Origin of the sequence: Klenkia sp. PcliD-1-E (assembly GCF_024124375.1) — a bacterium.
Taxonomy (GTDB): domain Bacteria; phylum Actinomycetota; class Actinomycetes; order Mycobacteriales; family Geodermatophilaceae; genus Klenkia.
Genome location: NZ_JAMXRZ010000045.1, coordinates 1 through 23,966 on the forward strand (window position 1 = coordinate 1; position 23,966 = coordinate 23,966).

Below are 23,966 nucleotides of genomic sequence, written 5' to 3' on the forward strand. Positions count from 1 at the left end.
GCCGGATCCCCGGGCCCAGCGTGCCGCCGTGCGCGGTCACCCACGCGCCGTGCGCCGCCCACGCCTGCGCACCCTGCGCGGCCCGGAACGCGGCGAACCACGCCTCGTGCTCGTCCCCGGCGGTGAGCCGCGTGGTGCGCACCGGCAGCCCGGACGCCGCGGCCACCGCCCGCACCAGGTCGGCCACCGCCGGGGCGGCCAGCTCCAGCAGGTCCTCGGCCAGCAGCAGCTCGGTGACCGGTCGTGCCGCCGGCAGCAGGACCTGCGCGGTGCGGTGCAGCAGCCCGGCGTCGCGGGTCAGCCAGCCCACGACGTCGAACCCGGGTGCCAGCGGTGCGACGCCCTCCAGCGGGAGCGCGCCGTGCGTGGGCCGCAGACCGTGCAGCCCGCACCACGACGCCGGTACCCGGATCGACCCAGCGGTGTCGGTGCCCAGCCCCAGGTCGGCCTGGCCGCGGGCGACGGCGCTGGCCGGCCCGCTGGTCGAGCCGCCGACGACCAGACCCGCGCCCCAGGGGTTGGCCGGGCTGCCGGTGTGCACGTTGGTGCCCGAGATGCTGTAGGCCAGCTCGTCGGTGGTGGCGATGCCCCGCACGTGCGCGCCGGCCGCCAGCAGCGCGGCCAGCACCGGGGCGTGCGCGGGCTCGGTGCGGGCCGTCGCCAGCTTCACCGGGTTGCCCTGGCCCACCCGCTGACCGGCCACCGCGACCAGGTCCTTGACCGCCACCGCGACGCCGTCCAGCGGGCCGCTGCCGGTGGGCGCGACCAGCGGGGAGCCGAGCACCCGCCAGGTCGCCGGGTCGGTGACCGGTTCGAGCGGCTGCGGGCCGGCGCTGACGTGCGCGACCCGGACCTGCCAACCGGCCGGCCCGCGCTCCCACACCTGGGTCTGCAGCCCGCGGGTGCCGTCGGGCCGCCGGGTCTCCGCGACCGCCGTCGCCAGGTCCGGGGTGTGCTCGACGACGTGCAGTGCGACGACGTCCCGGGCCGGTGCGCCCCCGCGGCCGCGGCGGTAGTCGCTGATCGCGGCGTGGGAGACCAGGACGCCGGCGGCGTCGGCCCGCAGGGTGTCCTCGCCGGGGGCGAACAGCGCGTCGAGCTCGGCCAGGTCGTCGGCGGCCAGGGCCGCCTCGTACCGGGCGACGGCGGCCCGGACCTCCTGCTCGACGCCCGCCCGGGTGCTGGTCACGCCGCGGTGAGAGCGGCGCCGAGCACGGCGGCGTCGTCGGCGTCCAGGAAGGCTTCCGGGCCGCTGCGGATCAGGTCGGCGAAGCCGCCGTCGTTCTCCATCACGGTGATCGTGTAGAGCCGCTCGGTGGCCGAGGTGTTGACGATGTGGTGCACCGACGTCGCCGGCAGCACGACGACGTCGCCCGGGCCGAGGTCGGCGACGTGCTGGTCGCTGTGCGCCCGGGCGGTGCCGCGCAGCACCACGAAGGTCTCGGTGGAGGCCTCGTGCGAGTTGTCCGGCTGCGCACCGCCGGGCTCCCAGATCTCCAGCACCACGGTGGTCGAGGACCCGTCGGCCGGGCCGGACAGCACGGCCAGCCGCACGGTGCGGTTCTCGCCGATGTAGTGCGGGGTGATGTCGGACAGCGACTTCACGACGGGGGCGGTGGCCATGGGGTGCTCCTACGGTGCGAGGCCGGCGCGCAGGTCGGCCGAGGTGGTGGTGAACCCGAAGCACTGGCGCACGTTGTAGAGCGTGGCCTGGGTGCAGAAGTCCGGGGACGTGGTGCCGCACAGGTCCTCGACCAGGACGACGTCGTAGCCCAGGTTCGCCGCGTCGACGAGGGTGGCGTAGACGCACTGGTCGGTGTTGACCCCGGCGAACAGCAGGGTGTCCACCCGCAGGTTGCGCAGCACCGAGTCCAGTGGGGTGTCGGGGAACCCGCTCATCCGTTGCTTGGCGACGTGCAGGTCCTCGGGTTCGACGGTGAGCTCGTCGACCAGGCCGGCCGACCACGACCCCAGCTCCAGCACCCGCGAGCCGCCGGGCAGCGGGTCGCCGATGCCGGTGGAGGCGCCGTCGGGGTCGTAGACGTGCCGGACGCCCGGGGGCAGGTTGGCCCGGTCGGGCCGGTTGCCCCAGGTCACCCAGACGACGGGGACGCCGGCCGCGCGCAGCTCCGGCAGCACCGCGGCCAGGGCCCCGACCGGCGCCGCGGCTCCGGAGACGTCGACGCCGATGGAGGCCAGCCAGCCGTCGGGGTGGCAGAAGTCGTTCTGCAGGTCGACCGCGACCAGCGCGGTGCGGGCCAGGTCGAGGGTCAGCCGCTGGGGCAGCGCCGCGACCTCGACCGGCCGGGGTTCCAGGCCGGGTCGGCGCAGGTCGACGTGCTCGCGCGACAGCGTCCAGGTGTTGCGGGTCAATGCGTGACCATCCCGCCGGCGACGTTGAGCGCCTCGCCGGTCAGGTAGTCCGAGTCGCTGCTGGCCAGGAAGAGCGCGGCCCGGGCGACGTCCTCGGGCTGGCCGAGCCGGCCCAGCGGCGACTTCGCCGACCAGCAGGCGACGTCGGCGTCGGTGCGGGTGCCCGCGCCCATCTCGGTGAGCACGTACCCCGGGCACAGGCAGGTCGCGGTGATGCCCAGCGGGCCCAGCTCCTCCGCGGCGGCCCGGGTCAGCCCGATGACGGCCGCCTTGGACGCCGCGTAGTGCGCCTGGCCCGCGCCGCCGGCCTTGCCGCCCATCGAGGCGGTGTTGACCACCTTGCCCACGACGTCGCCCGGGAACGCCGGCGCGCGCTCGGCCACCATCGCGGTGACGGCGACCTGGGTGGTCACCAGCATCGCGCGGACGTTGACCGCGAACACCTCGTCCCACTCGGCGGGCTCGATGTCCAGCAGCGGGGCGAAGCGCAGGATGCCGGCGTTGTTGACTAGCACGTCGACCCCGCCGAGCGCGTCGACCGCGGCCTGCGCGGCGGTGCGGGTGGCGGCGACGTCGGCCAGGTCGACCTCCACGGCGTGCCCGCCCACCTCGGCGGCGAGCTTCCCGGCCTCCTCGGCCAGCACGTCCAGGACCGCCACCTCGGCACCCTCCGCGGCGAAGGTGCGCACCATCGCGGCGCCGATGCCGCGCGCCCCACCGGTGACGACGACGCGCTTGCCGGCGAGCCTCACGCCCGCGGGCCGGGGTCGAACCGGGCGACCTCGGCGAACGCCTCGCCCAGGTAGGTCAGCATCGCCTCGGCCTTCTCCTTGCCGTGCTCGGCCGTCGCGGTGCTGGCGTCGCCGATCACGCCGTCGGGGCCGAAGTCGTCCGACGTCCAGCCGAAGCTCACCGACCCGCCGAAGCGCACGTGCCGGTACTCCGTCAGCTGCTCCGGGACCCAGCGCTGCGCCTGCTCCATGTCCACCAGCTCCGGGCGCAGGTGCAGCATCAGCGAGGTCTCCTCGTGCCCGCCGTGGATGCCCAGGCCCAGCTCGCCCTCCGGGCTCTTCCCGCCGTGGTCGGCCGGGAGGGAGGGGTGCATCGTGAAGGTGCGCAGGCCATAGGCGATCCGCAGGTCGCGGGCGGCCACCTGCAGCAGCGCGGAGTTGCCGCCGTGCCCGTTGAGGAACGCCAGCCGGCGGGCCGGGGTCTTGGTGATCGAGGCGCCCAGGTCGTGCAGCACGCTCATCAACGTCTGCGCCGAGAGCCAGAAGGTGCCGCAGCTCCAGTGGTGCTCGTTGCTCTTGGTGTAGGCCAGCGGCGGCAGCAGCCACAGGTCCAGCTCCTCGCCGAACTCCGCGACCGCCCGCTCGGCCATGCTCTGCGCGGTGATCAGGTCGGTGGCGACCGGCAGGTGCGGTCCGTGCTGCTCGATCGCGCCGGTCGGCAGGACCAGCACCGAGTCCGGGCCGAGGGCGTCGGCGATGGCGGGGGCGGAGAGCTCGGTGAGCAGTCGGGCGGTCACGGTCCCGGACGCTAGGACCGCGTCGTTGCGGCGCGGTGACGGTCGCGTTCCAGCCGACACCTGCCCGGAACACACAGCTGCCAGGGTCGGTCCCGTGATGGACGTGACCGGAGCCGTGGCCGTGCTGGGGTCGACCTCCCGGGAGGTCTCGTGCGGCGACGACGGGCGCGTCGCCGGGTTCGCCGCGGCCGGCGGCGAGGTGCTGGACGCCACCGGCTGCGTGGTGACGCCGGGGCTGGTGAACGCCCACCACCACCTGCTGCAGACCGCCTTCCGCACGCTGCCGGGCACCCGCGGTGTCCCGATGGCGCAGTGGCTGCCGACCATGGCCGCGGCCTACGGGGCGGTCGGCGTCGACCCCGAGCTGGCGCACGCCGCGGCGTCCGCGGGTCTGGCCGAGGCGTTGCTGTGCGGGGTGACCACGGTCGCCGACCACCACCTGACCTGGCCCCCCACCGACCTGGACGTCGGCATCGCCCACGGCGTGGCCGCTGCGGCCACCCAGCTCGGCGCCCGGCTGGTCTTCGTCCGCGGCTCGGCCCGCGACGACCCGGGCACCGCGGCCGCCTCCGCCGACGCCATCGCGGGCGCGCTGGTACCCCACGGCGGCGTGACCTCGGACGGCATGCTGCAGGTGGCCGTGGGCCCGGCCGGGGTGCACAGCGACGGCCCGGACACCTTCCGGTTGATGGCCGAGGTGGCTGCCGCCCGCGGTCTGCGCCGCCGGACCCAGGCCAACGAGCAGGTCGACGTCGACGTCGCGGCCGCCCGGTACGGACGCCGTCCCCTGGAGCTGCTCGACGACTGGGGCTGGCTGGCCCCCGACGTCACGCTGGCCCACCTGTGCGGGGTCACCGACGCGGAGGTCGCGCGGTTGGCCGCGGCCGGGGTGAGCGCGACGCACGCGCCGGGCTGCGACCTGCCGATGGGGTGGGGCATCGCGCCGGTGGCTGCGCTGGCCGACGCCGGGGTGCCGGTGGGCCTGGGCACCAGCGGCGGTGGGTCCAACGACGCCGGGCACCTGCTGGCCGACGCCCGGCTGGCGATGCAGGTGGCGCCGCTGGTCGGCCGGGCCCTGTCCGCGGAGGAGCTGCTGGGGTTCGCCACCCGCGGGTCGGCCGACGGGCTGGGCCGGCCCGACCTGGGCCGGCTGGAGGTCGGTGCGCGGGCCGACCTGGTCTGCTGGGACGTCACCGGGGTCGCCGACGTCGGGGTGGCCGACCCGGTCGCGGGGCTGCTCTGGGCCTCCCCCGGGCGGCGTCCCAAGCACGTGGTGGTCGGTGGCCGGGTCGTCGTGCGCGACGGCCGCCTGGTCACCCGCGACGAGACCGACGTGGCCGACGACCTGCGCCACCTGCTCGGCGCCCGCCGCCGATGACCGGGCCGGCAGTCAGCCGACGGGCTCGGCGTAGCTGTTGACCAGCACGTACTCCTTCATGAACTGCTCCTGCCAGTCGTAGGCGGTGATCGGCAGGTAGCGGGGGCCCTCCGCGCCGATCATCGTCTCCACGGGGGCGACGACCTGGTCGATGTTGGGCAGGAAGAACATCGCGATCGACTGCCTCTCCGCGGTCGGGTCCGGGCCGGCGACCACCCGGTGCACGGTGGCCGGGAAGCGGCCGTTGGTCCACCGCGACATCAGGTGCCCGATGTTGATCACGAAGGCGTCCTCCCGCAGCGGCACGGTGACCCACCCGCCAGCGGCGTCGCGCACCTGCAGGCCCTCGTAGCTGCCGCGCTGGTGCAGCACGGTCAGCCCGCCGGAGTCGGCGTGCGGGTTGAGCACCACCTCCTCGACGTAGTCGTCGTCCACCGGCTGCGGCGGGTACAGGTTGACGCTGAACAGCGTGACGTCCTTGCTGAACGGCTCGGCGAAGAAGTCCCGCGGCAGGCCCATGGCCAGGGCGAACAGCCCCATCAGGGTGCGGGCGAGCGATCTCGTCGCCGCGTCGTAGGCCTTCCACGTCGTGCGGAAGCCGGGCAGCTGCTCAGGCCACACGTTGGGCACGAAGTAGTCGGGGTGCCCGCCCACCGCGTCGTCGGCCTCGGCGGCGGCGAGGTCGTCGTAGGTCAGGAACTGCAGCGCCCGGTTGAGCACGCGGCCGCGCTCGTCGATCTCCTCGAACAGCCCGCGCGAGCTCGCCCGCGGCCGGACCAGCGCCCGCCGCTCCGCCTCGGGCATCGTCGCGATCTGGTCCATAGCGGCGTAGGCGGCATCGAGGACCGCGGGGTCGACCCGGTGGCCGGTCACCTGCAGGAAGCCGACCTCGGTGAGGGCGTGCCGGAGCTGCGCGACGCAGCCGGCCAAGGCCGCGGGGTCGTCCCCGAAGGCCGGGGACACGTCGACGACGGGGATGCTGGGGATGCTGGACACGGTGGCGTGCCTTCCTCGTACCCGGCGACAGGGTGGCCGCTGCGGGGAGTGCGCCGATCCTCACGGCACCCGGCGGCCGGCGTCCAGGCCCGTGCGCAGACGTAACCGGGACGTCACGCCGAGCACACGGTGGCCGCCCAGCAGGTCCTCCCGGCCGATGTCGTGCCCTGCCCACACCACCGGGGCAAGGTGGCCCTGCCCCCGCCGGGTGGGCAGGTGGACCCTGCCCCCGCCGGGTGGGCAGGTGGACCCTGCCCCCGCCGGGTGGGCAGGTGGACCCTGCCCCCGCCGGGTGGGCAGGTGGACTCTGCCTGCGCCGGGTGGGCAGGTGGACCTTGCCCCCGCTGGGTGGGCAGGGCACGACATGGGGCGAGAAGGGTTCCCCACCGGGCGACGGAAGGGGTCCACGGTTCGGCGTCGCGGGCAACACGGTCGTGACGACGGGGACACGACGCCGCGGCAGGGTGCCCGCATGACGGCGGTGCTGGTGGTCGGGGGCGGGCACAACGGGCTGGTCTGCGCGGCCTACCTCGCCCGCGCCGGCCACGACGTCACCGTCCTGGAGGCCGCCGCCGACACCGGCGGGTGCGCGGCCACGGTCGACGCGCTGGGCGCCCGGGTGAACATCTGCAACTGCGACCACACGATGGTCCGCACCACCGCGATCGCCGACGAGCTCGACCTCGCCGGGCACGGCCTGCGCTACCTCGACGTCGACCCGCAGGCCCTGCACGTGGGCTGGGACGACGCCGCGGGCCCGGCCTTCGTGCAGTTCAAGGACGTCGACCGCACCCTGGACGCGCTGGCCCGTACCCACCCGACGCAGGTCGCGGGCTACCGCCGCTACCTCGCCGACGCCACCCCCGTCGCCCGGCTGCTCACCGAGTTGACCTCGACCCCGCCCACCCCCGGCCGGGTGCTGCGGACGCTGGCCGACCGGCGGGCCACCGCGCTCCCCCGCCTGCTGGACTGGTCGCGGCGCAGCGTGGGTGACGTGCTGGGCCGCTACCTCACCGACCCCTTCCTGGTGGCCGGCGCCTTCACCACGGGCCCCGCCGTGTGGGGCGTGGCGCCGTCCACCCCCGGCACCGGTCTCGGCGCGGTCGGCATCGCGATGCGGCACCTGGTGGGCATCGGCCGGCCCGTGGGCGGGTCGGGCGCCCTCCCCGTGGCGCTGCGCTCGGCGCTGGAGGCCGCCGGCGGCCGGGTCCGCACCGGTGCCCGCGTCGTGCGGGTCCTCGCCGAGGGCGGCGCGACCCGCGGGGTGCTGCTGGACACCGGCGAGGAGGTCCCGGCCGACGTCGTGGTCAGCTCGGTCGACCCGCGGACGACGGTCGTGGACTGGCTGGGCCCGCACCCGCCGGCCGGCGCCGAGGCCATGGTCACCCGGTGGCGGGCCCGCACCACCCCCGACGGCTACGAGTCCAAGCTGGACGCCGTCGTCGCCGCCCTCCCGGTCTTCCCGCAGGTGCAGCGGCTGCAGGAGCTGGTCGGCCCCTTCGACCAGCACGCCCCCACGGTCACGATCGCCCCGGGCACCGCCGCGCTCGAGCGCGCGCACGCCGCCCTCGCCCGGCACGAGGTCGCCGCGCGGCCGATGGCCCTGGTCGGCACGCCCTCGGCGCTGGACCCCTCGATGCGGGTCGGCACCGACCACGTGCTGTCGCTGGAGGTGCTCTGGACGCCGTACGCCGTCCCAGGCGGCTGGGCAGCCTCGGCCGAGCCGCAGCGCTGGCTGGACCTGCTCGCCGCGCAGGTCGGTCCAGGCTTCGCGGCCGGCGTCCGGCGCTGGCGGGTGGTCACGCCGGAGGACTACGAGCGCGACCTCGGCATGCCGCGCGGGTGGGCGCCGTCCTTCTCCGGTGGGCCGCTGGCCGCGCTGGTCGGCCGGGACCGCGAGCTGACCCGGTACGCGACGCCGGTGCGCGGGCTGTACCTGACCGGCGCGGGCACCTTCCCCGGCGCGGGGGTGTGGGGTGCGGCCGGGCGCAACGCCGCCGCCGTCGTCCGTGCGGACCTGGAACGGCGCTGAAACCGGGCCGCAACGACCGCCGGGCAGCGTGCACGCGGGGCCGCGCGAACGGCGCGAGCGGCCCGCCGCCACCCCCGGGAACCACCATGACCGCCCTGCAGGAGCCCCGCACCACCCGCCATGCCGGACCCGAGACCCTGGTCCTGTCCGAGCACCCCGTCTTCCGCCGGTTCTGGTACGCCGTGTGCGCGGTGGACGACGTCCGCACCGACGTCGAGCCCGGTCGGCGCGGCGCCGCCCCGCTGCACCGGAAGGTGCTGGGCACCGACCTGGTCCTCTGGCGGCCCGATCCGTCCGGCCCGGTCAGCGTCGCGCACGACCGCTGCGCGCACCGCGACGCGCCGCTGTCGATGGGCTGGGTCGCCGACTGCCACCTGGTCTGCCCCTACCACGGGTGGGAGTGGGACGCCGACGGCCTGACCCAGCGCATCCCGCAGTTCCCCGACTCCCCGCACCCCACGAAGTCAGGGTTGACGATGGTGCGCAGCCAGGAGCGCTACGGCCTGGTCTGGGTGTGCCTGGCCACCGACGCCGAGGGCGGGCCGGTCGCCGACGTGCCCGCGGTCGAGGAGTGGGACGACCCGGCCTGGCGGCAGGTCCCCGAGGGCTCGTGGGACTTCGACTGCACCGCCATGCACCTGGTCGAGAACAACATCGACCCCGGCCACGTCGCCTTCGTGCACATGAACAGCTTCGGCAACCCCGACAACCCCGAGCTCACCGACCAGAACGTGCAGCGCACGCCCTACGGGCTGATCACCTGGACCGACGTCCCGGTCGAGGGCCGGCCCGGTGAGGACGGCGCGACGGTGCGGCACACCTGGAGCCAGGTGCACCTGCCCTTCTTCATGCACCTGCTCATCCGCTACCCCGACGGCCTGGGCCACGTGATGCTCAAGGCCATCACGCCGGTCGACGACACCCACTGCACCATCCACCAGGTCGTGCTGCGCACCGACACCGAGGCCGACCGCCCCGCCGCCGACATCCGCGCCTTCGACCACCAGGTGGAGCTGGAGGACAAGGCCCTGCTGGACCGGCTGCCCGACGAGTTCCCGCTCGCCCAGCACCTCAACGCGCACGCCAAGGCCGACAAGAACAGCCTGCTGCTGCGCCGCCTGTACACCGAGCTGGTCACCGGCCAGTGGACCCCCGGAGGACCCGCGTGACCACCAAGCTGCTCGTGCACGGCGCCACCCTGCTCACCGTCGACCCGCAGCGGCCCGACCCGTTCACCGGCTGGTTCGCCGTCGGCGACGACGGCCGGATCACCGCCGTCGAGGCAGGCGACCCCACCCCGGAGCAGCGGGCGGGCGCGGTGCAGACGCTGGACGCCACCGGCACGATCGTCGGGCCCGGCTTCGTCAGCGCGCACAGCCACCTGTTCACCTCCGGCAGCCGTGGCCTGGGCATGGACGAGACGCTGTACGGCTGGATCGAGGCCATGCTCCGCTACGTCATGCCGGCCACGCCCGAGGACATGTACTGGTGCACCCGGCACGGCGCGCAGGACTTCCTGCGCAACGGCATCACCACCGCCTACGACTTCACCGACGGCGGCCTGCAGTTCGACAAGACCGTCGCCAGCTTCGGGGACCGGGTGCCGCCCGTCGAGCGCCAGGACGCCCAGCTGCGGGCCAAGACCGACGCCGGGCTGCGCAGCCTGCACTCGGTGATGCTCGCCCAGGGCGACGTCCCCCGGGCCGACGCGCTGGCCCACGTCGAGGACACGGTGAAGGCCGCGGCCGATGCCGACCCGTCGCTGCTGCTGGGCGTGGCGATCAGCGGGGCGGTCCAGTGGGCCCCGACGCCGGACACCGCGGCGCTGGAGACCGAGGTGATGCGCCGGTACGGGCTGGTCAACCAGGCCCACTTCCTGGAGACCGCCGAGATGCTGGAGCTGCAGCGGTCGAAGTTCGCCTGGTACGTCGACGCCGGCGCGCTGTCGCCGGAGCTGGTGTTCGGGCACTTCATCCAGACGACGCCCGAGATCATCGCCACCGCCGCGGCGGCCGGGTGCGCGATGAGCTGGCAGCCGATGAGCAACGGCCGGCTGGCCAGCGGGGTGGCGTCGATCCCGGAGATGCGCGCCGCCGGCATGCGGGTCGGGATGGGCCTGGACGACCAGTCCTGCACCGACGTCGCCGACCCGTGGAACAACATGCGCACCGGCATCGCGCTGCTGCGCGCGCAGTACAAGGACCCGATGGCCGCCCCCGTCGGCGACGTGCTGATGATGCACACCCGCGGCGGCGCCGAGGCCCTGGGCGTCGACGACCGGGTGGGCTCGCTGCGGGTCGGCCGGTACGCGGACTTCTGCGTGGTCGACCCCCGCCGTCCCGACACCGGACCGGTGTGGGACGCCGTCGGCACCTACGTGCTGGCCTGCTCGCTGCGCAACCTGCGGTCGGTGTGGGTCGGCGGGGAGGCCGTCGCGCACGGCGCGGACCTGGTCGACCCGCAGGCCGGCGAGGTGGAGTCGCAGGTGCACGAGCGGCTGGCCCGGATCGCCGCGGACCTGGGCGGGTGAGGGTCCTCCAGCCCGGGGAGGGGCCGGTCGCCGGCGACGTGCACCTGCCGGCGTCGCCGGAGCACGTGCTGTGGGGCCGGCTGCCGTGCGCGGCCGACGAGCCGGTGCTGGAGGTGCAGCCGGGCACCGCGGTCACGTTCGACACGATCAGCCACGAGGGCATCCTGGAGGACCAGGGCCGCGACCCGGCGGCGTTCTTCGGCGCCCACGGGGTGACCGAGGTGCTCGCCGACGCCGTCGCGCTGGCCGCCAGCGACCACCCGCACCGCTTCGGCGTCGACGGCCCGCACGTGGTCAGCCGTCCGGTGGCCGTCGCCGGCGCGCAGGTCGGCGACCTGCTGGCCATGACGCTGCTGGACGCGACGCCGCGGGTGCCCTACGGGGTCATATCCAACCGGCACGGCAAGGGCGTGCTGGTCGGCGAGCACCCGCTCGGGGGCGCGCCGGTGTTCAGCGCGTTCGCCACGGTCAGCGAGGACGGCGCCCACGGCCTGCTGCCGCTCACCCCGGGTGCCGAGCCGACGGTGGCCTTCCCGCTGCGGCCCTTCCTCGGCGTCATGGGGGTGGCGGTGGCCGGCCCTGAGCGGCCGCACTCGGTGCCGCCGGGCCCGCACGGCGGCAACGTCGACATCGCCCTGCTCACGGCGGGATCCACGCTGTACCTGCCGGTGCAGGCCGACGGTGGGCTCGCCTACGTCGGCGACCCGCACGTCGCGCAGGGGGACGGCGAGGTGTCGCTGACCGCCATGGAGGCCAGCCTGCGGGCCACGGTGCGGCTGGACGTCGTCGCGCGGGAGGACGCGGTGGCCCGGTTCGGCAAGCTGGCCGGGCCGCTGGTGGAGACGACGGAGTTCCTGGTGCCCACCGGCATGGACCCCGACCTCGACCTGGCCGTGGCCGACTGCGTGCGGGCGGCGATCGCGCTGCTGCAGGCCCGGTTCGGGATGGACCGGTCGCTGGCCTACGCCTACCTGTCGGCGGCCACCGACTTCCGGATCAGCCAGGTCGTGGACGTGGTCAAGGGCGTCCACGCCACGATCAGGAAGTCGGACTTCACCAGCCGGGCGGGCGCCTGAACCTGACCAGCCCGGCCTGCTCGGCCAGGCAGGCCACGGCCAGCGGGGTGCGGTCCTCCAGGTAGGGGCCCAGCAGCTGGGCACCGACAGGCAGGCCGCTGACCGCACCGGGCCCCAGCGGGACGACGGTGGCCGGGAGCCGGCCCAGGCTGGACAGCCGCGCCCAGTCGCAGACCGAGTCGATCGGCACCTCGCGGCCTGCGACCTCCACGGTCTCCGGGGCGGTCATCGCGGCCGTGTAGGTGGTGGCCACCCGCGAGACCGCCGGGCACAGGACGACGTCGACGCCGGCGAACACCTCCGCCCAGCGGGCGGTGGCCGCCCGCTGGGCCTCCAGGTCGTGCAGCGCCGCCCACACCGACTGGTGGTAGCGGTCGTCGGCGTCGGCGAGGTCCTCGGCGGTGAAGCCGTGCACGATCTCCGCCGACTGCAGCCGCAGGTACAGCGCCAGGTCCGCGCTCCCGCCCACGGGAGGGTGCGCGAGCTCGGCGACGTGGGCGCCCTCCCCGGCCAGCGCGTCGGCGAAGCCGCGGATCGCCGTCGCCACCTCGGGGTCGACCGGGGCGGCCGGGTCGTCGAGCCACACCCCGACCCGCAGGCCCGCGAGCGAGGCCACCCGGGCCGGGGGCAGCCGCAGCTGCCAGCCCACCGACTCCAGGCCCTCGGCGCCGACGAGCACCTCGGTGAACGCGGCGGTGTCGGCGGCGGAGCGGGCGAACGGGCCGATCGAGCTGACCATCGGCTCCAGCAGGCCGCCGTCCGGCCAGGGCATGTTCCCCAGCTTGGACACCGCGCCGTTGCTGGGCCGATGGCCGAACAACCCGCACCACGCCGCCGGGACGCGCAGCGACCCGGCCAGGTCGCTGCCCAGGTCGGCGACACCCAGGCCGGCCGCGACGGCGGCCGACGACCCACCGCTGGACCCGCCGCTGGAGCGGGTGGGGTCCCACGGGTTGGTCGTGGCACCGAAGAGGGCGTTCTCGCTGTGCATGCTGGCCAGCCACACCGGCACGTTGGTCTTGCCCAGGACCACGCACCCGGCCTCCCGCAGCCGCCGGACGGCGGGGGCGTCGACGGTGGCCAGCCGGCGGTCGTCCGGGCGGCCGTGCGAGCTGGGCAGGCCGGCCGCGTCGACGGAGTCCTTCACGGTGATCGGCAGCCCCGCCAGCGGCCCCAGTGGCCGGCCGGCGACGCGGTCGGCGTCCAGCGCGCGGGCCGCGGCGACCGCGCCCTCGGCGTCCACGGCGACGAGGGCGTTCAGCGCCGCCCCCGGGCCGGCGATCCGGTCCAGGTGCGCGCGGGTGAGCTCCTCGGCGGACACCTCGCCGGCCGCCAGGGCGGCCAGCATGGTGGTGCCGTCGACGAGGGTGTCCAGCGCCGTCGAGGTCACGCCGGGCCCGTCATGGCCACACCCTGGTTGCCGACGACCTCGTAGCCCTCGTGCTGGAAGTGGTGCTCGGTCCACCACATCGTGTCGTAGCCCAGCCGGTCACCGACCTCGGCGAGCGCGACGAGGTCCTCGTACGCCGCGGCGACGTCCGCCCGCCCGTAGCGCCGCTCGGTGGCCGGCGGACCGTCGAGGCCGGCGTCGGGCATCGCGACCGCGCCGAGCAGGTTGGTGTCGATCCGCATGGCTGCATCGTGCGAGCCCGAGGTTTCCCCGGTGTTCCGGTCGCGCAACGCGTCGGCGCCCGCCACCCCGGGTGGGGTGACGGGCGCCGTCGGGTGGAGCGGGTCAGCTGGAGGGCACCGAGATGGAGTCGTCGATGAACTCGTTGGTGACGAGGTCGTCGGCGGTCAGGCCCTCCTTCGGCGGGGTGCCCTGGTCGGTGAAGATCGGCGTGGTCTGCTCGATGAGCGTGTCGACGCGGTCGGTGTCGAAGTTGCCGTGCACGTCGTCGGGGCCGTTGCCCACCAGGCCTAGCTCCTTCTGGGTCTCCACCGAGTAGTCAGCGACGCCCTGCGAGTACACCCAGCCGGTGTCGTACTGCTGCACCAGGTCCAGGATGATGTCGTTCACCCGCGCCGGGTCCTCGAGGTAGTCCACGTCGGCCTGCTGCATGAGCGGGACGAGCGCGGTGAGGCAGCTCGACATCGAGTCCAGGTCACCGGAGCGGATCGAGATCGAGGACTGGTAGGGCTGGAAGCCGGCGTCGTAGACGAGCTGGTACTTCACGTCCTTGCCCCAGGCCTCGACCTCGTTCTTGTAGATGTAGGGCTCGGCGGAGGCGAAGCCCTGCTGCGCGACCTCGCCGGCCGCCGCGACGAAGCCCGACGGGGTGCCGTCGTAGGAGCCGTCGATCTGGTCGGGGTTCAGGATCCCGGCGCCGGTCAGGTAGGCCATGTAGGCCGAACCCTCGAAGTACCGCACGGTGATGTCGTCGCGGCCCAGGTCGGCGATCGACTCGACGTCCGGGTGGGTCGCGGGGTCCCACATGATCATGGTGGGCGACTTCTCCAGGGGGGCCAGCACCGCGGTGGTGGGCTGGGTGTCCGACAGCTGGATGGCCTCGTCGGTGGCGATGTAGCCCAGGTCGATGTCGGTGTCGGCGTACATCTGCGAGGTCACCGTCTGGAACCCGATGGCCGGGCCGCCGGCGCGGATCTCCAGGGTGACGCCGGTGGAGTCCCCGTTGCTGTCGATGAGCGTGCCCGTCACCGACTTGCTGCCGGCGTCGACCACGTAGTCGTCGCCGAGGGACTCGTAGAGGCCCCCGTGCTCGGACTCGGGGTTCCAGTCGGTCTGCACCACGATGTTGCTGGGGCAGCCCGCGGCGGCGAGGTCGTTGCTGCCGACGTCGCCGGAGGGGCCGGCGGCCGCCGAGCCGCCGTCGTCGCTGCCGCAGGCCGCGAGGGAGAGCGCCAGCACGGCGGTGGCCGCGAGGGCCGTCGTGGAACGGGTGATGCGCACACGTGCTCCTGGGGATGGGTCGGGCCGGCACCTCGGGTTCGGGGTGACGGTGACCGGGGCGGACGGCGACGGACGCCCCGGGTGGTGCGGACTGGGGAGGCGGCAGGGCTGGCCGAGGGGGCTCAGCGGTCGCGGGACTGGTCGTACCAGCTGCCGACGACGAGCTTGGACAGCCAGCCGAAGAGGAAGAACACCGCGAAGCCGAGCGCGGCGGTGACCACGATCGTGAAGAACAGCGGGGCGCCCTGCAGGCGGGAGCTGAAGTTCGACAGCAGGATGCCCAGCCCCGGTTCGCCCTGCTTGAAGAACAGGTCGCCGACGATCGCGCCGACCACGGACAGGCCGGCGGAGATGCGGAACCCGGCGAAGATGGCCGGCAGCGCCGCGGGCAGCTGCAGCTTGACCAGCCGGGTGAACCGACCGGCCTTGTGCAGGGTGAACAGCTCGTGGTGCCCGCGGTCCACCGACTGGATGCCGAACAGCGTGTTCGACACGATGGGGAACAGCGCGATCATCACGCAGACGATGACCCGGGACGGGAAGCCGAAGCCGAACCAGAACCCGATCAGCGGGACCAGGGCCAGGATCGGGATGCACTGCAGCGCGACGGCGTAGGGGTACAGCGAGCTCTCGACCGCCTTGCTCTGGCTCATCGCGATCGCCCACAGCATGCCGATCACGATCGCGATCGCCAGGCCGGTGAACGTGACCACGATCGAGCGGCCCAGCGCCGGCCACACCTTCTCGGTGATGGTCGGGTCCAGCAGCGCATCGGTGATGAGGGTGTGCGGAGCCGGCATGAGGAAGCGCCGGCCGGGGTCCAGCACCAGGTAGGTGATGGCGTACCAGACCCCGATGAGGGCGGCGAACACCACGACCGGCAGGGCCAGGTTCATCGCCTTCTTCCCGCGGCGGCGCCGGACGGCGCGCGGGGGTGCCGCGCTGTCGGCGACCGCCTCGGCGGTGGGGCTCTCGAGGGTGGTGGTCACGGCGGTCTCCTCGGAGGGGCTGGTCTGGCCGGGCAGGGTGGCGGTCACGAGTGGCCCTCGCGCAGCGCGTGCGAGACCTCGCCGGCGAGCGCGGCGAACTCGGGGGTGAACCGGAGGTCCGGCGTCCGGTCGGGGCCGAAGGGCACCTCGAAGGACTGCACGATGTGGCCCGGCCGGCCGCTCATCACCAGCACCCGGGTCGACATGTAGACCGCCTCGGACACCGAGTGCGTGATGAACAGCGCGCCGAAGCCCTTGGCCACGAACAGCCGGATGAGCTCGTCGTTGAGGCGCTCGCGGGTGATCTCGTCCAGCGCGCCGAAGGGCTCGTCGAAGAGGAACAGGTCGGGGTCCAGGGTCAGCGAGCGGGCCAGCGAGGCGCGCATCTTCATCCCGCCGGACAGCGCCCGCGGCAGCTTCTTCTCGTGCCCGCGCAGGCCGACCAGCTCGATGGCGTCCATCGCCGCCTGGTTGGTGGCGGTCGCGCTCATGCCGTGCAGCTCGGCGAGCAGCTCGACGTTCTTCTTCACGCTGCGCCAGGGCAGCAGGGTGGCGTCCTGGAAGACGTAGCCGATGCGCTGGGCGTCGACCCGGGCGGTGCCGGCGCTGGCGGCGTCCAGGCCCGAGGCGATGCGCAGCAGGGTGGACTTGCCGCAGCCCGAGGGCCCGACGACGGTGACGAACTCGCCGCGGTCGATGGTCAGGTCGACGCCCTCGAGCGCGACGGTGCCGTCGGGGAACTGGCGGGCGACGTCGGTGAACTCCAGGACCCGGGTCCCGGTGGCCAGCGACGGGGCGGCGGGCGCGGGAGCGCTCACGGTCACCTCCGGTGCGTCTGCGGGGGTCCGGCCCGGGTGGGACCGGTCCCGTCGCCCGGCGGCTCACCGGGCGACGCAGTCACGATGGGCGCGGACTGTTTCGCCTGCGTGTGCCATCGGTGAACGCAGCCGACCGGTTCATCACGACTGGGCCACGGCCCTCCCCCGGAACTCCCGCTGCACCTGCGTGCTCGCGACCACCCGGCCGCGGGAGACCACGACCCGGTCGGTGCCGGCGCCGGCGACCGCGGCGTCCAGGCTCTCGGCCCGGACGGCGAGGAACTCGGCCACCGACCCGACCGTCGCCCCGGGCACCGGCAGGCCCATGCAGCGCCGCGCGCCGGCGCTGACGGCGTCCCACGCCTCGCGGGTGGACAGGTGCCCGGAGGTGACCAGCAGGGACGCCGCCTCGCAGGCGTCGGCCCGGCCCATCGGGTTGAACGGGTCGCGCAGGTTGTCCCCGCCGGCGCCGAGCACGGCCCCGGCGTCCAGCAGCGCCCGGACGGCGGTCAGCCCGCGGGGCGTGGCGACGGTGGACCCGCGTCCCTGCAGGTAGAGGTTGGTCTGCGGCAGGGCGACGACGCCGACGCCGGCTGCGGCGACCTCGGCGGCGGTGGCCCGGGCGACCTCCAGGGGGTGCACGCCCAGGGAGACGCAGTGGCTGGCGGTGGCGCCGTGGCCGAACCCGGTGGCCCGCACCCGCTGCGCCAGGTGCAGCAGACCCTGGGCGGTGGGGTCCAGCGTCTCGTCGGTGTGCAGGTCCAGCGGGAGCCCGCGGCGCTGCGCGGCGCCGAAGGAGAGGTCCAGGCCGGCCGTGCGGTCGGGCCACATGTGCGGGGCGCCGCCGACCAGGTCGATGCCCAGCTCGCAGGCCTCCTCCAGCAGCCGGGCGTTGGTCTCGGCCTCCCCCGGTGACCACGGGGCGCTGCACAGCGCCACGACCTGGACGTCGACCAGGCCGGCGAGGGCGTCGCGGACCTGCAGCAGCGCCCGGACGTGCCGCAACCCGGTGTGCGCCCCCAGGTCGGCGTGCGTGCGGATCGCGGTGGTGCCGTTCGCCAGGTACTCGTGCGCGGCGCGGGTGGCCCGCTCGACCAAGTCCTCGTGGGTGAACCCCGCGGAGATGGCCCGGATCGCCTCGATGGCCCCGGCCAGGTCGCCGGTGCGGTTGGGTGCGCGGTGGCTGGTCAGCGCCTTGTCCAGGTGGGCGTGCGGCTCGGCGGGGGCGGGCAGCAGGTGCCACCCGGCCAGGTCCAGCACCTCGTCGTCCGGCCCGGGGGTCAGCGCCGGGGCGACCTGGGCGACCAGGCCGTCGGCGCAGCGCACGTCGACGACGTCGCCGTCCAGGGTGGTGACCGAGCGCAGCAGCAGGCTCACGACAGTTCTCTCCCGATCTCCGCCAAAGCCGCGGCGGTGGAGGGTTCGGTGCCGGGTGCGGCCACCCCGGACAGGTCGACCCCGCGCACCCCGGGGACGGCGAGGTAGGCCTGCGCCAGCGCGACGGCCGCGGCGATCCCGGCCCGGCGGGGGTCGCGGGCGGACTCGATGCCGGCCAGGTAGCCCCCGGGCAGCCGCAGACCGGTGAACCGGCGCAGCTGCGCGACCGAGCCAGGGTCGGTGGCCACCGCGACGCAGGCGACGAACGGCACGTCGGCCCCGGCGTCGGTGGCCGCGGCGACGAAGTCGGCCAGCTCGGCCGGGCCGCCGGCGTGGTCGACGAAGCAGACCTCGGCGCCGGCCCGCACCTTCTCCACCAGCCGGTGCGGGCGCCGGTCGGCGGGCGGGCCGTGCGGGGTCTCCCCCACCGAGACCAGCAGCCCGGCGGCGCGGGCGCCGGCGGCCAGCTGCGTGGAGTCCAGGTCGAACACCGGCTGGGCGTCGGGCCGGTCCCCCGTGGCGGTGTGGTCGCCGGTGACGCAGTGCACGGCGCCCACACCGAGGTCGGCCAGCGCGGCCAGCTCGCCCTCCAGCGCGACGCGGTTGCGGTCCCGGCAGTTCAGCCCCTGCCAGACCGGGACGCCGCGGGCCTGCACCAGCGCGGCGCGGTAGGCCGGCGGGAACTGCACCCGGGCAGCGGCGTGGTCGCCGAGCAGGACGGCGTCCACCCGGCCGGCGACGAGGTCGGCGCAGCGCTCGAGCGACCCGCGGGACAGCGCGACGGCCGGCAGGTCGGCCACCACCACCGGCCGCTGCCGCATGAGCGCGAGCAGCCGGGGCTCGCCCCCGGCGCGGGTCACCGGCTCGCCCGGCCAGCGCACGGTGGGCAGGGGCAGGAAGGCACACGGGTCGGGGGCGACCTCGCAGCTGCCGTCCTCGGCGACCCCGCCGCACGGCCCGTAGGTCATCGCCTTGGGGCAGGCGGGTGCGCTCACAGGTCGAGCACGAGGCGTGGGCCGGCGGCACGGGAGACGCAGACCATCATCACGGTGCCGTCGGCCTGCTCCCCGGGGCTGAGCACGGAGTCCCGGTGCTCCACCTCGCCCTCCAGGACGGGGGTCTCGCAGGTGCCGCAGGTGCCCACCCGGCACGAGCTCAGCACGTCCACCCCGGCCCCGGCGACGGCGGCCAGCACCGACTGGCCGGGCTCGACGACGACGGTGCCGCCGGTGAGCGCCAGCTCGACCTCGAACGGGTCCGGCCAGACCGGGGCGCCGAACTCCTTGGCCTCGAACCGCTCCACGTGCAGCGTGCCCGCCCAGCCCTCGGCGGCGGACTCCAGGGCGTCGAGCAGCTTCGCCGGGCCGCAGGCGAAGACCGCGGTGTCGGCGTCGACGTCGAGCGCGGCGACGTCGAGCCGGTCGCCCTCGTCGCCGACGTGCAGCCGCACCCGCCCGGGGTGGGCGGCCAGCAGCTCCGCGGCGAAGGCCATCCGGGCCCGGGAGCGCCCGGCGTACTCCAGCGTCCAGTCCGCGCCGGCCGCGTCCGCAGCGGCGAGCATCGCGCGCAGCGGCGTGATGCCGATGCCGCCGGCGACGAAGAGGTAGCGGGTGCCCGGGGTGACCTCGAACGGGAAGTGGTTGCGCGGCCCGCGCACCCGCAGCCGCTGGCCGACCTCGACGTCGTCGTGCAGCGCCCGGGAGCCCCCGCCGTCGGCCTCGCGCAGCACCGCGACCCGCCAGGTGGCGCGGTCGGCGACGTCCCCGCACAGCGAGTACTGCCGCTCCAGCCCGGGCCGCACCACCAGGTCCAGGTGCGATCCGGGCGTCCAGGCGGGCAGGTCGCGGCCGTTGTGCGACACCAGGTCCAGGGCCAGCACGCCGTCGGCGAGCGGCGTGCGGCCGGCGACCACGAGGTCGCGTTCGACGTCGGAGAAGAAGCTCACCGGCCGATCCTGCACACCCGCACCGCCCCGGGTGCAGATGACGCAGAAGGGTCACACGGATGTAACCGCCGTCCGGGCACCATCGGGCCGTGACGACGACGGCCGCCCCTCCCGCCCTGTCCGCGCTCGAGGCAGAGCTGACCGACCTGCTCGGCCAGCGCAACGTCAGCAGCGAGCTGCGGGTGCGCGAACGCGTGTCGGTCGACGGCGCCCGGATGAGCCCGATCATCAGCGAGCTGCTGCCCCTCGGCGTCGCCGACCTGGTCGCCTTCCCCACCACCGCCGAGCTGGCCGGCCAGGCCGTGGCCGCCGCCGTCCGGCTGGGCGTGCCGGTCACCCCGCGCGGCAAGGGCACCGGCAACTACGGCCAGGGCATCCCCATGGCCGGCGGCCTGGTGCTCGACCTGTCCCGGGCCCGCGCCGTCGTCGAGGTGACCGACGGCCTGCTCACCGCCGAGGCGGGGACGCCGATGGTGACCTGCGAGCGCGCCGCGCAGGCGACGGGCCAGCAGCTGTGGATGTACCCCTCGACGGTGCAGAGCTCCCTCGGCGGGTTCCTCGCCGGCGGGTCGGGCGGCACCGGCAGCATCGTGCACGGCACCAACGACGCCGGGTTCGTCGCGGCGCTGGACGTGGTGCACGCCGACGGCTCCGGCGAGCTGGTGCACGTCGAGGGCGAGGAGGCCCAGGCCTACGTGCACAACTACGGGACGGCGGGGATCATCGTCCGCGCCACCGTGCGGCTGGAGCCGCTGCAGGAGTGGGTCGGCTTCTACGCCAGCTGCCCGGACTTCCGCACCGCGCAGGCGGCGATGGTGGCGCTGGGGAGGCTCGAGCCGACCCCGCGGCTGGTGTCGGCCGACACCCCGGAGATCACCGCCGCGCTGCCGGAGGATCCGGCGTTCCCGGCCGGGCGGGCCAGCGTGCGGGGCATCCTCGAGGCCTCCACCGTCGAGGCTGCGCGCGCGGTGGTCGAGGCGACCGGCGGGCGGGTCGAGGACGTCCGCGAGGGCCCGCAGGTGCCGCTCTCGCTGAGCGTGCTCAGCTACAACCACCCCATCGAGTGGCTGCAGAAGAGCGCGCCGGGCGTGTACTTCCACCTCGAGGTGGGCGGCCAGGCCCTGGTGGACCGGGTGGACGAGGTGCACCAGGTGTTCGAGGGCGCACTGCTGCACAACGAGGTCGGGCACTCCGGGCCGATCGGCATGCTCGCCGGGGTCTACCGCAGCCCCGAGCAGGTGCGCGAGGGCATCGCGGCGCTGGAGGCCCTCGGCGTCGGCGTGCACGACCCGCACCAGTGGAACGTGGACTTCCAGCTCCAGCGCACGGTCGAGACCGCCCGCCGCACCGACCCCCGCGGCCTGCTCAACCCCGGCAAGCTCAACCCCGACTACGGCGGCCCGGTCAAGGGCGCCCTGCGGTGATCGACCTGCAGGGCGACGCCGACCCCGGCGACGACCCCTGGGTCCTGGTGGAGGACTGGCTGCCCGCCGACGACGACCCCGACCGGCCGCAGGCGGTGCTGGCCACCGTCGGCACCGACGGCTGCCCGAACGCGCGCACCGTGCTGGTCAGCGCGGTCGACCGGTCGGGGTTCGCCGTCCACACGCACCGGGACAGCCGCAAGGTCGCCGAGCTGGCCGCCGTCCCCCGGGCCGCGATGGTGGTGACCTGGCCCGGCTTCACCCGTCAGCTGGTGGTGCGCGGGGACGTCGTCGCCGACGCCGCGGACTCGGCTGCGCGGGTGTGGTCGGCGCGGTCGGAGCACCTGCGCCGGCTGGCGTGGCTGAACGACGACGTGCTGGCCGGGCGTGACCGGGCCGGCCGGGTCGCGGGCTGGGCCGCCGACGTCCCCGTGCAGGCCGGGTCGGCACCGGCGCCGTCGTGGACGGGGTTCCGGGTGATGCCGCAGGAGCTGACCTTCTGGGCCGGCGGGGCGGACACCGCGAGCCGGCGCCTGCAGTACCGGCGCGTCGGCGAGGGGTGGACCCGCCGCTGGCTGGCGGGCTGACCCGGTCGGCGCAACCCGTAGCGTCGCGGCGGTGCAGACCGACGAGCTGGTGACGGTCGAGACCGGGGCCGGGGTGTTCCGGGCCCTCCGGGAGGGCGACCTGGTCCGGGCGACCGGCATCCGGTACGCCCGCGCCGAGCGGTTCCGGGCCCCGGTCGCCGAGCCGGTGCCCCACGAGCCGGTCGACGCCACCCGCCTCGCACCGGCCTGCCCGCAGAACCCCACCCCGCTGCTGGACGACCTGCTCGTCGACCCGATGGGCGAGCTGGTGGTGGACGAGGACTGCCTGCGGCTGTCGGTCACCGCACCCCTCGACGCGCACGGGGCACCGGTCATGGTGTTCCTGCACGGCGGGTCCTACCGCGCCGGCGCCGGGGACTCCCCCGTGTTCGACCCGCGGCCGCTGGTCCGGGAGCAGGGCGTGGTGCTGGTCGCGGTCACCTACCGGCTGGGCCTGCTCGGCTACCTGGGTGGCAGCCCGCGGCAGGCCAACCTCGGCCTGCTCGACCAGCTGGCGGCGCTGCGCTGGGTGCAGCGGGCGGTCGCCGGGTTCGGCGGCGACCCCGCGACCGTCACCGTCTTCGGCCACTCCGCCGGCGGGGACGCCGTTGCCCACCTGATGGCCGCGGACGGCGCCCGCGGCCTGTTCCGGCGGGCGGTCGTGCAGAGCGCGCCGCTGGGCATCAGCCGTGGGCGGGCCCGGATGTCGGCGGCCATGGACGCCGCCGCCGGCGACCTCGACGCCGGCACCCCGCTGGAGGAGCTGCTGGCCGCAGAGACCCGGGTGGAGGCCGCCGCCGCGCCGTTCGGGCTGGTCGCCGCCATGCCGTTCGGCACCCGGTACGGCCACCCGCCGCTGCCGGCCGAGGACGACGTCGAGGACGCGTGGGCGGCCGCGGCGCCGCGCGTGGACCTGCTGGTCGGCAGCACCGCCCGCGAGGTGGCGCTGTTCCTGCCGGGCCTGCCGGAGCGGTTCGCCGTCGTCCGCCGGGTGCCGGTGCTCACCCGGGCCGCGGTCGCGCTGGCCAGCTGGGTGGTCTACGGCCGGGCGGTCCGGTCGCTGGCCCGGCGGCACGCACGGGCCGGCGGCCGGGCGGCGACCTACCGGCTGGACTGGGGTGCACCCGGGTCGCCGCTGCGGGCCGCGCACTGCACCGACCTGCCCCTGCTGTTCGGCTCGGCGACGGCCTGGCGGGGTGCGCCGCTGCTGGCCGGCGTGCCCTGGACCGAGGTCGAGCAACGGGGTGCGCAGCTGCGGGCGCTGTGGGCCGGGTTCGCGCGCACCGGCACCGTGCCGCAGGTCGACGTGCCCGGCTTCATCCGCACCCGCCGGTTGCGGTGACCGTGCACCTCCCCGAGGGTTGAACGCGCAACCACATCCACGACCCCGGGAGGTCCGCGTGACCAACATCGCCGTCGTCTACTACTCCGCGACCGGCAACACCCACCAGCTCGCGCAGGCGGTCGCCGAGGGGGCGCAGGAGGCCGGCGCCGACGTCCGGCTGCGCCGCGTCCCCGAGACCGCCCCCGACGCCGCGATCGACAGCAACCCCGCCTGGCGGGCGCACCTCGACCAGGTCTCCGACGTCGAAATCGCCACCCCCGACGACCTGGCCTGGGCCGACGGCTACGCCTTCGGCACCCCGACCCGCTTCGGGACGCCGTCCGCCCAGCTCAAGGGGTTCATCGACACCCTCGGCGGCCTCTGGGCCAACGGCACCCTCGCGAACAAGGGCGCCACCGCCTTCACCAGCGCGCAGAACACCCACGGCGGCAACGAGTCGACGATCCTGACGCTGTTCAACGTCTTCTCGCACTTCGGCGCCGTCATCGTCCCGCCGGGCTACACCGACCCGCTGCTGTTCGCCGCCGGCGGCAACCCCTACGGCGCCTCGGTGCCCTCCTCGGGCAACGCCGCCGCGGCCAGCGACGAGGCGCTCACCGCCGCCCGCTACCAGGGCAGGCGGCTCGCGGAGATGACCGCGAAGATCCGCGGCTGACG

General features: G+C 75.3%; 23 protein-coding genes. 9 read left to right on the plus strand and 14 right to left on the minus strand.

Annotated features, from left to right (window positions below; genetic code table 11):
• The 5 genes from NH342_RS10815 to NH342_RS10835 form a co-directional block, all read right to left on the minus strand.
• Nucleotides 1–1,189 (minus strand): AtzH-like domain-containing protein (locus tag NH342_RS10815; protein WP_253014688.1); only part of this gene is annotated, 1,189 nt, incomplete at its 3' end.
• Nucleotides 1,186–1,623 (minus strand): cupin domain-containing protein, encoded by a 438-nt coding sequence (locus tag NH342_RS10820; RefSeq protein WP_253014690.1) that lies wholly within the window; start codon nucleotides 1,621–1,623, stop codon nucleotides 1,186–1,188. The genes NH342_RS10815 and NH342_RS10820, both read right to left, overlap by 4 nt.
• Nucleotides 1,624–1,632: 9 nt before the next feature.
• Nucleotides 1,633–2,373 carry a cysteine hydrolase family protein gene (locus tag NH342_RS10825; protein ID WP_253014692.1) on the minus strand — a complete coding sequence of 247 codons (741 nt, stop codon included), beginning with the start codon at nucleotides 2,371–2,373 and terminating at the stop codon, nucleotides 1,633–1,635.
• A complete protein-coding gene (locus NH342_RS10830; protein ID WP_253014694.1) occupies nucleotides 2,370–3,125 on the minus strand; it encodes an SDR family NAD(P)-dependent oxidoreductase in 756 nt (251 codons plus the stop codon). Before NH342_RS10830 ends, NH342_RS10825 begins: the two co-directional genes overlap by 4 nt.
• On the minus strand, nucleotides 3,122–3,901 hold the full coding sequence (locus NH342_RS10835) for a creatininase family protein (RefSeq protein ID WP_253014696.1): 780 nt from the start codon (nucleotides 3,899–3,901) through the stop codon (nucleotides 3,122–3,124). The genes NH342_RS10830 and NH342_RS10835 overlap by 4 nt, the downstream gene beginning before the upstream one ends.
• 97 nt (nucleotides 3,902–3,998) lie before the next feature.
• Here NH342_RS10835 and NH342_RS10840 point away from each other — a divergent pair, with 97 nt between their 5' ends.
• On the plus strand, nucleotides 3,999–5,279 hold the full coding sequence (locus tag NH342_RS10840) for an amidohydrolase family protein (RefSeq protein ID WP_374209428.1): 1,281 nt from the start codon (nucleotides 3,999–4,001) through the stop codon (nucleotides 5,277–5,279).
• Nucleotides 5,280–5,291: 12 nt separating this feature from the next.
• On the opposite strand, the gene NH342_RS24200 is transcribed toward NH342_RS10840, so the two are convergent.
• Nucleotides 5,292–6,275, minus strand: a complete 984-nt coding sequence (locus NH342_RS24200; RefSeq protein WP_253014700.1) for an isopenicillin N synthase family oxygenase — start codon at nucleotides 6,273–6,275, stop codon at nucleotides 5,292–5,294.
• 472 nt (nucleotides 6,276–6,747) lie between these two features.
• On the opposite strand from NH342_RS24200, the gene NH342_RS10850 reads away from it, so the two are divergent.
• The 4 genes from NH342_RS10850 (at nucleotide 6,748) to NH342_RS10865 (ending at nucleotide 11,913) form a co-directional block, all read left to right on the plus strand.
• On the plus strand, nucleotides 6,748–8,307 hold the full coding sequence (locus tag NH342_RS10850; RefSeq protein WP_253014702.1) for an NAD(P)/FAD-dependent oxidoreductase: 1,560 nt from the start codon (nucleotides 6,748–6,750) through the stop codon (nucleotides 8,305–8,307).
• Between the two features lie 86 nt (nucleotides 8,308–8,393).
• Nucleotides 8,394–9,476 carry a Rieske 2Fe-2S domain-containing protein gene (locus NH342_RS10855; RefSeq protein ID WP_253014704.1) on the plus strand — a complete coding sequence of 361 codons (1,083 nt, stop codon included), beginning with the start codon at nucleotides 8,394–8,396 and terminating at the stop codon, nucleotides 9,474–9,476.
• Nucleotides 9,473–10,837 carry an amidohydrolase family protein gene (locus tag NH342_RS10860; RefSeq protein WP_253014706.1) on the plus strand — a complete coding sequence of 455 codons (1,365 nt, stop codon included), beginning with the start codon at nucleotides 9,473–9,475 and terminating at the stop codon, nucleotides 10,835–10,837. Before NH342_RS10855 ends, NH342_RS10860 begins: the two co-directional genes overlap by 4 nt.
• On the plus strand, nucleotides 10,834–11,913 hold the full coding sequence (locus NH342_RS10865; RefSeq protein WP_253014708.1) for an acetamidase/formamidase family protein: 1,080 nt from the start codon (nucleotides 10,834–10,836) through the stop codon (nucleotides 11,911–11,913). The genes NH342_RS10860 and NH342_RS10865 overlap by 4 nt, the downstream gene beginning before the upstream one ends.
• Here the strand turns inward: NH342_RS10865 and NH342_RS10870 are convergent.
• From NH342_RS10870 to NH342_RS10905, 8 genes are all read right to left on the minus strand, one after another.
• Entirely contained in the window at nucleotides 11,891–13,303 is a 1,413-nt protein-coding gene (locus tag NH342_RS10870; protein ID WP_253014710.1) for an amidase family protein, read from the minus strand. The two genes, NH342_RS10865 and NH342_RS10870, sit on opposite strands and share 23 nt — an antisense overlap.
• Nucleotides 13,300–13,545 carry a hypothetical protein gene (locus tag NH342_RS10875; protein WP_253014712.1) on the minus strand — a complete coding sequence of 82 codons (246 nt, stop codon included), beginning with the start codon at nucleotides 13,543–13,545 and terminating at the stop codon, nucleotides 13,300–13,302. Before NH342_RS10875 ends, NH342_RS10870 begins: the two co-directional genes overlap by 4 nt.
• 103 nt (nucleotides 13,546–13,648) lie before the next feature.
• On the minus strand, nucleotides 13,649–14,824 hold the full coding sequence (locus NH342_RS10880) for an ABC transporter substrate-binding protein (RefSeq protein WP_253014714.1): 1,176 nt from the start codon (nucleotides 14,822–14,824) through the stop codon (nucleotides 13,649–13,651).
• A 122-nt stretch (nucleotides 14,825–14,946) separates the two neighbouring features.
• Nucleotides 14,947–15,861 carry an ABC transporter permease gene (locus NH342_RS10885; protein ID WP_253014716.1) on the minus strand — a complete coding sequence of 305 codons (915 nt, stop codon included), beginning with the start codon at nucleotides 15,859–15,861 and terminating at the stop codon, nucleotides 14,947–14,949.
• Complete coding sequence (locus NH342_RS10890; RefSeq protein WP_253014718.1) at nucleotides 15,858–16,631, minus strand: ABC transporter ATP-binding protein; 774 nt, start codon at nucleotides 16,629–16,631, stop codon at nucleotides 15,858–15,860. The genes NH342_RS10885 and NH342_RS10890 overlap by 4 nt, the downstream gene beginning before the upstream one ends.
• A gap of 141 nt (nucleotides 16,632–16,772) precedes the next feature.
• On the minus strand, nucleotides 16,773–18,008 hold the full coding sequence (locus NH342_RS10895; protein ID WP_253014720.1) for an amidohydrolase family protein: 1,236 nt from the start codon (nucleotides 18,006–18,008) through the stop codon (nucleotides 16,773–16,775).
• The gene (locus tag NH342_RS10900; protein WP_253014722.1) at nucleotides 18,005–19,003 is read right to left on the minus strand and encodes a methylenetetrahydrofolate reductase C-terminal domain-containing protein; all 999 of its coding nucleotides are present in this window, start codon (nucleotides 19,001–19,003) and stop codon (nucleotides 18,005–18,007) included. Before NH342_RS10900 ends, NH342_RS10895 begins: the two co-directional genes overlap by 4 nt.
• Nucleotides 19,000–19,953 carry a PDR/VanB family oxidoreductase gene (locus NH342_RS10905; protein ID WP_253014724.1) on the minus strand — a complete coding sequence of 318 codons (954 nt, stop codon included), beginning with the start codon at nucleotides 19,951–19,953 and terminating at the stop codon, nucleotides 19,000–19,002. The genes NH342_RS10900 and NH342_RS10905 overlap by 4 nt, the downstream gene beginning before the upstream one ends.
• Before the next feature lie 89 nt (nucleotides 19,954–20,042).
• On the opposite strand from NH342_RS10905, the gene NH342_RS10910 reads away from it, so the two are divergent.
• The 4 genes from NH342_RS10910 to wrbA are packed head-to-tail and all read left to right on the plus strand — an operon-like array spanning nucleotide 20,043 to nucleotide 23,964.
• Nucleotides 20,043–21,377 carry an FAD-binding oxidoreductase gene (locus NH342_RS10910; protein WP_253014726.1) on the plus strand — a complete coding sequence of 445 codons (1,335 nt, stop codon included), beginning with the start codon at nucleotides 20,043–20,045 and terminating at the stop codon, nucleotides 21,375–21,377.
• The gene (locus NH342_RS10915) at nucleotides 21,374–21,964 is read left to right on the plus strand and encodes a pyridoxamine 5'-phosphate oxidase family protein (protein ID WP_253014728.1); all 591 of its coding nucleotides are present in this window, start codon (nucleotides 21,374–21,376) and stop codon (nucleotides 21,962–21,964) included. The genes NH342_RS10910 and NH342_RS10915 overlap by 4 nt, the downstream gene beginning before the upstream one ends.
• A 31-nt stretch (nucleotides 21,965–21,995) precedes the next feature.
• Nucleotides 21,996–23,306: a carboxylesterase family protein gene (locus tag NH342_RS10920; RefSeq protein ID WP_253014730.1), complete on the plus strand. Its 1,311-nt coding sequence runs from the start codon at nucleotides 21,996–21,998 to the stop codon at nucleotides 23,304–23,306.
• Between the two features lie 58 nt (nucleotides 23,307–23,364).
• Entirely contained in the window at nucleotides 23,365–23,964 is a 600-nt protein-coding gene (wrbA, locus tag NH342_RS10925) for an NAD(P)H:quinone oxidoreductase (RefSeq protein ID WP_253014732.1), read from the plus strand.
• Nucleotides 23,965–23,966 lie beyond the last annotated feature (2 nt).

Coding starts and splice junctions, on each gene's coding strand:
- NH342_RS10850 (WP_253014702.1), top strand. CDS start 6,748: ATGACGGCGGTGCTGGTGGTCGGGGGCGGGCACAACGGGCTGGTCTGC.
- NH342_RS10820 (WP_253014690.1), bottom strand. CDS start 1,623: ATGGCCACCGCCCCCGTCGTGAAGTCGCTGTCCGACATCACCCCGCAC.
- NH342_RS10855 (WP_253014704.1), top strand. CDS start 8,394: ATGACCGCCCTGCAGGAGCCCCGCACCACCCGCCATGCCGGACCCGAG.
- NH342_RS10875 (WP_253014712.1), bottom strand. CDS start 13,545: ATGCGGATCGACACCAACCTGCTCGGCGCGGTCGCGATGCCCGACGCC.
- NH342_RS10840 (WP_374209428.1), top strand. CDS start 3,999: ATGGACGTGACCGGAGCCGTGGCCGTGCTGGGGTCGACCTCCCGGGAG.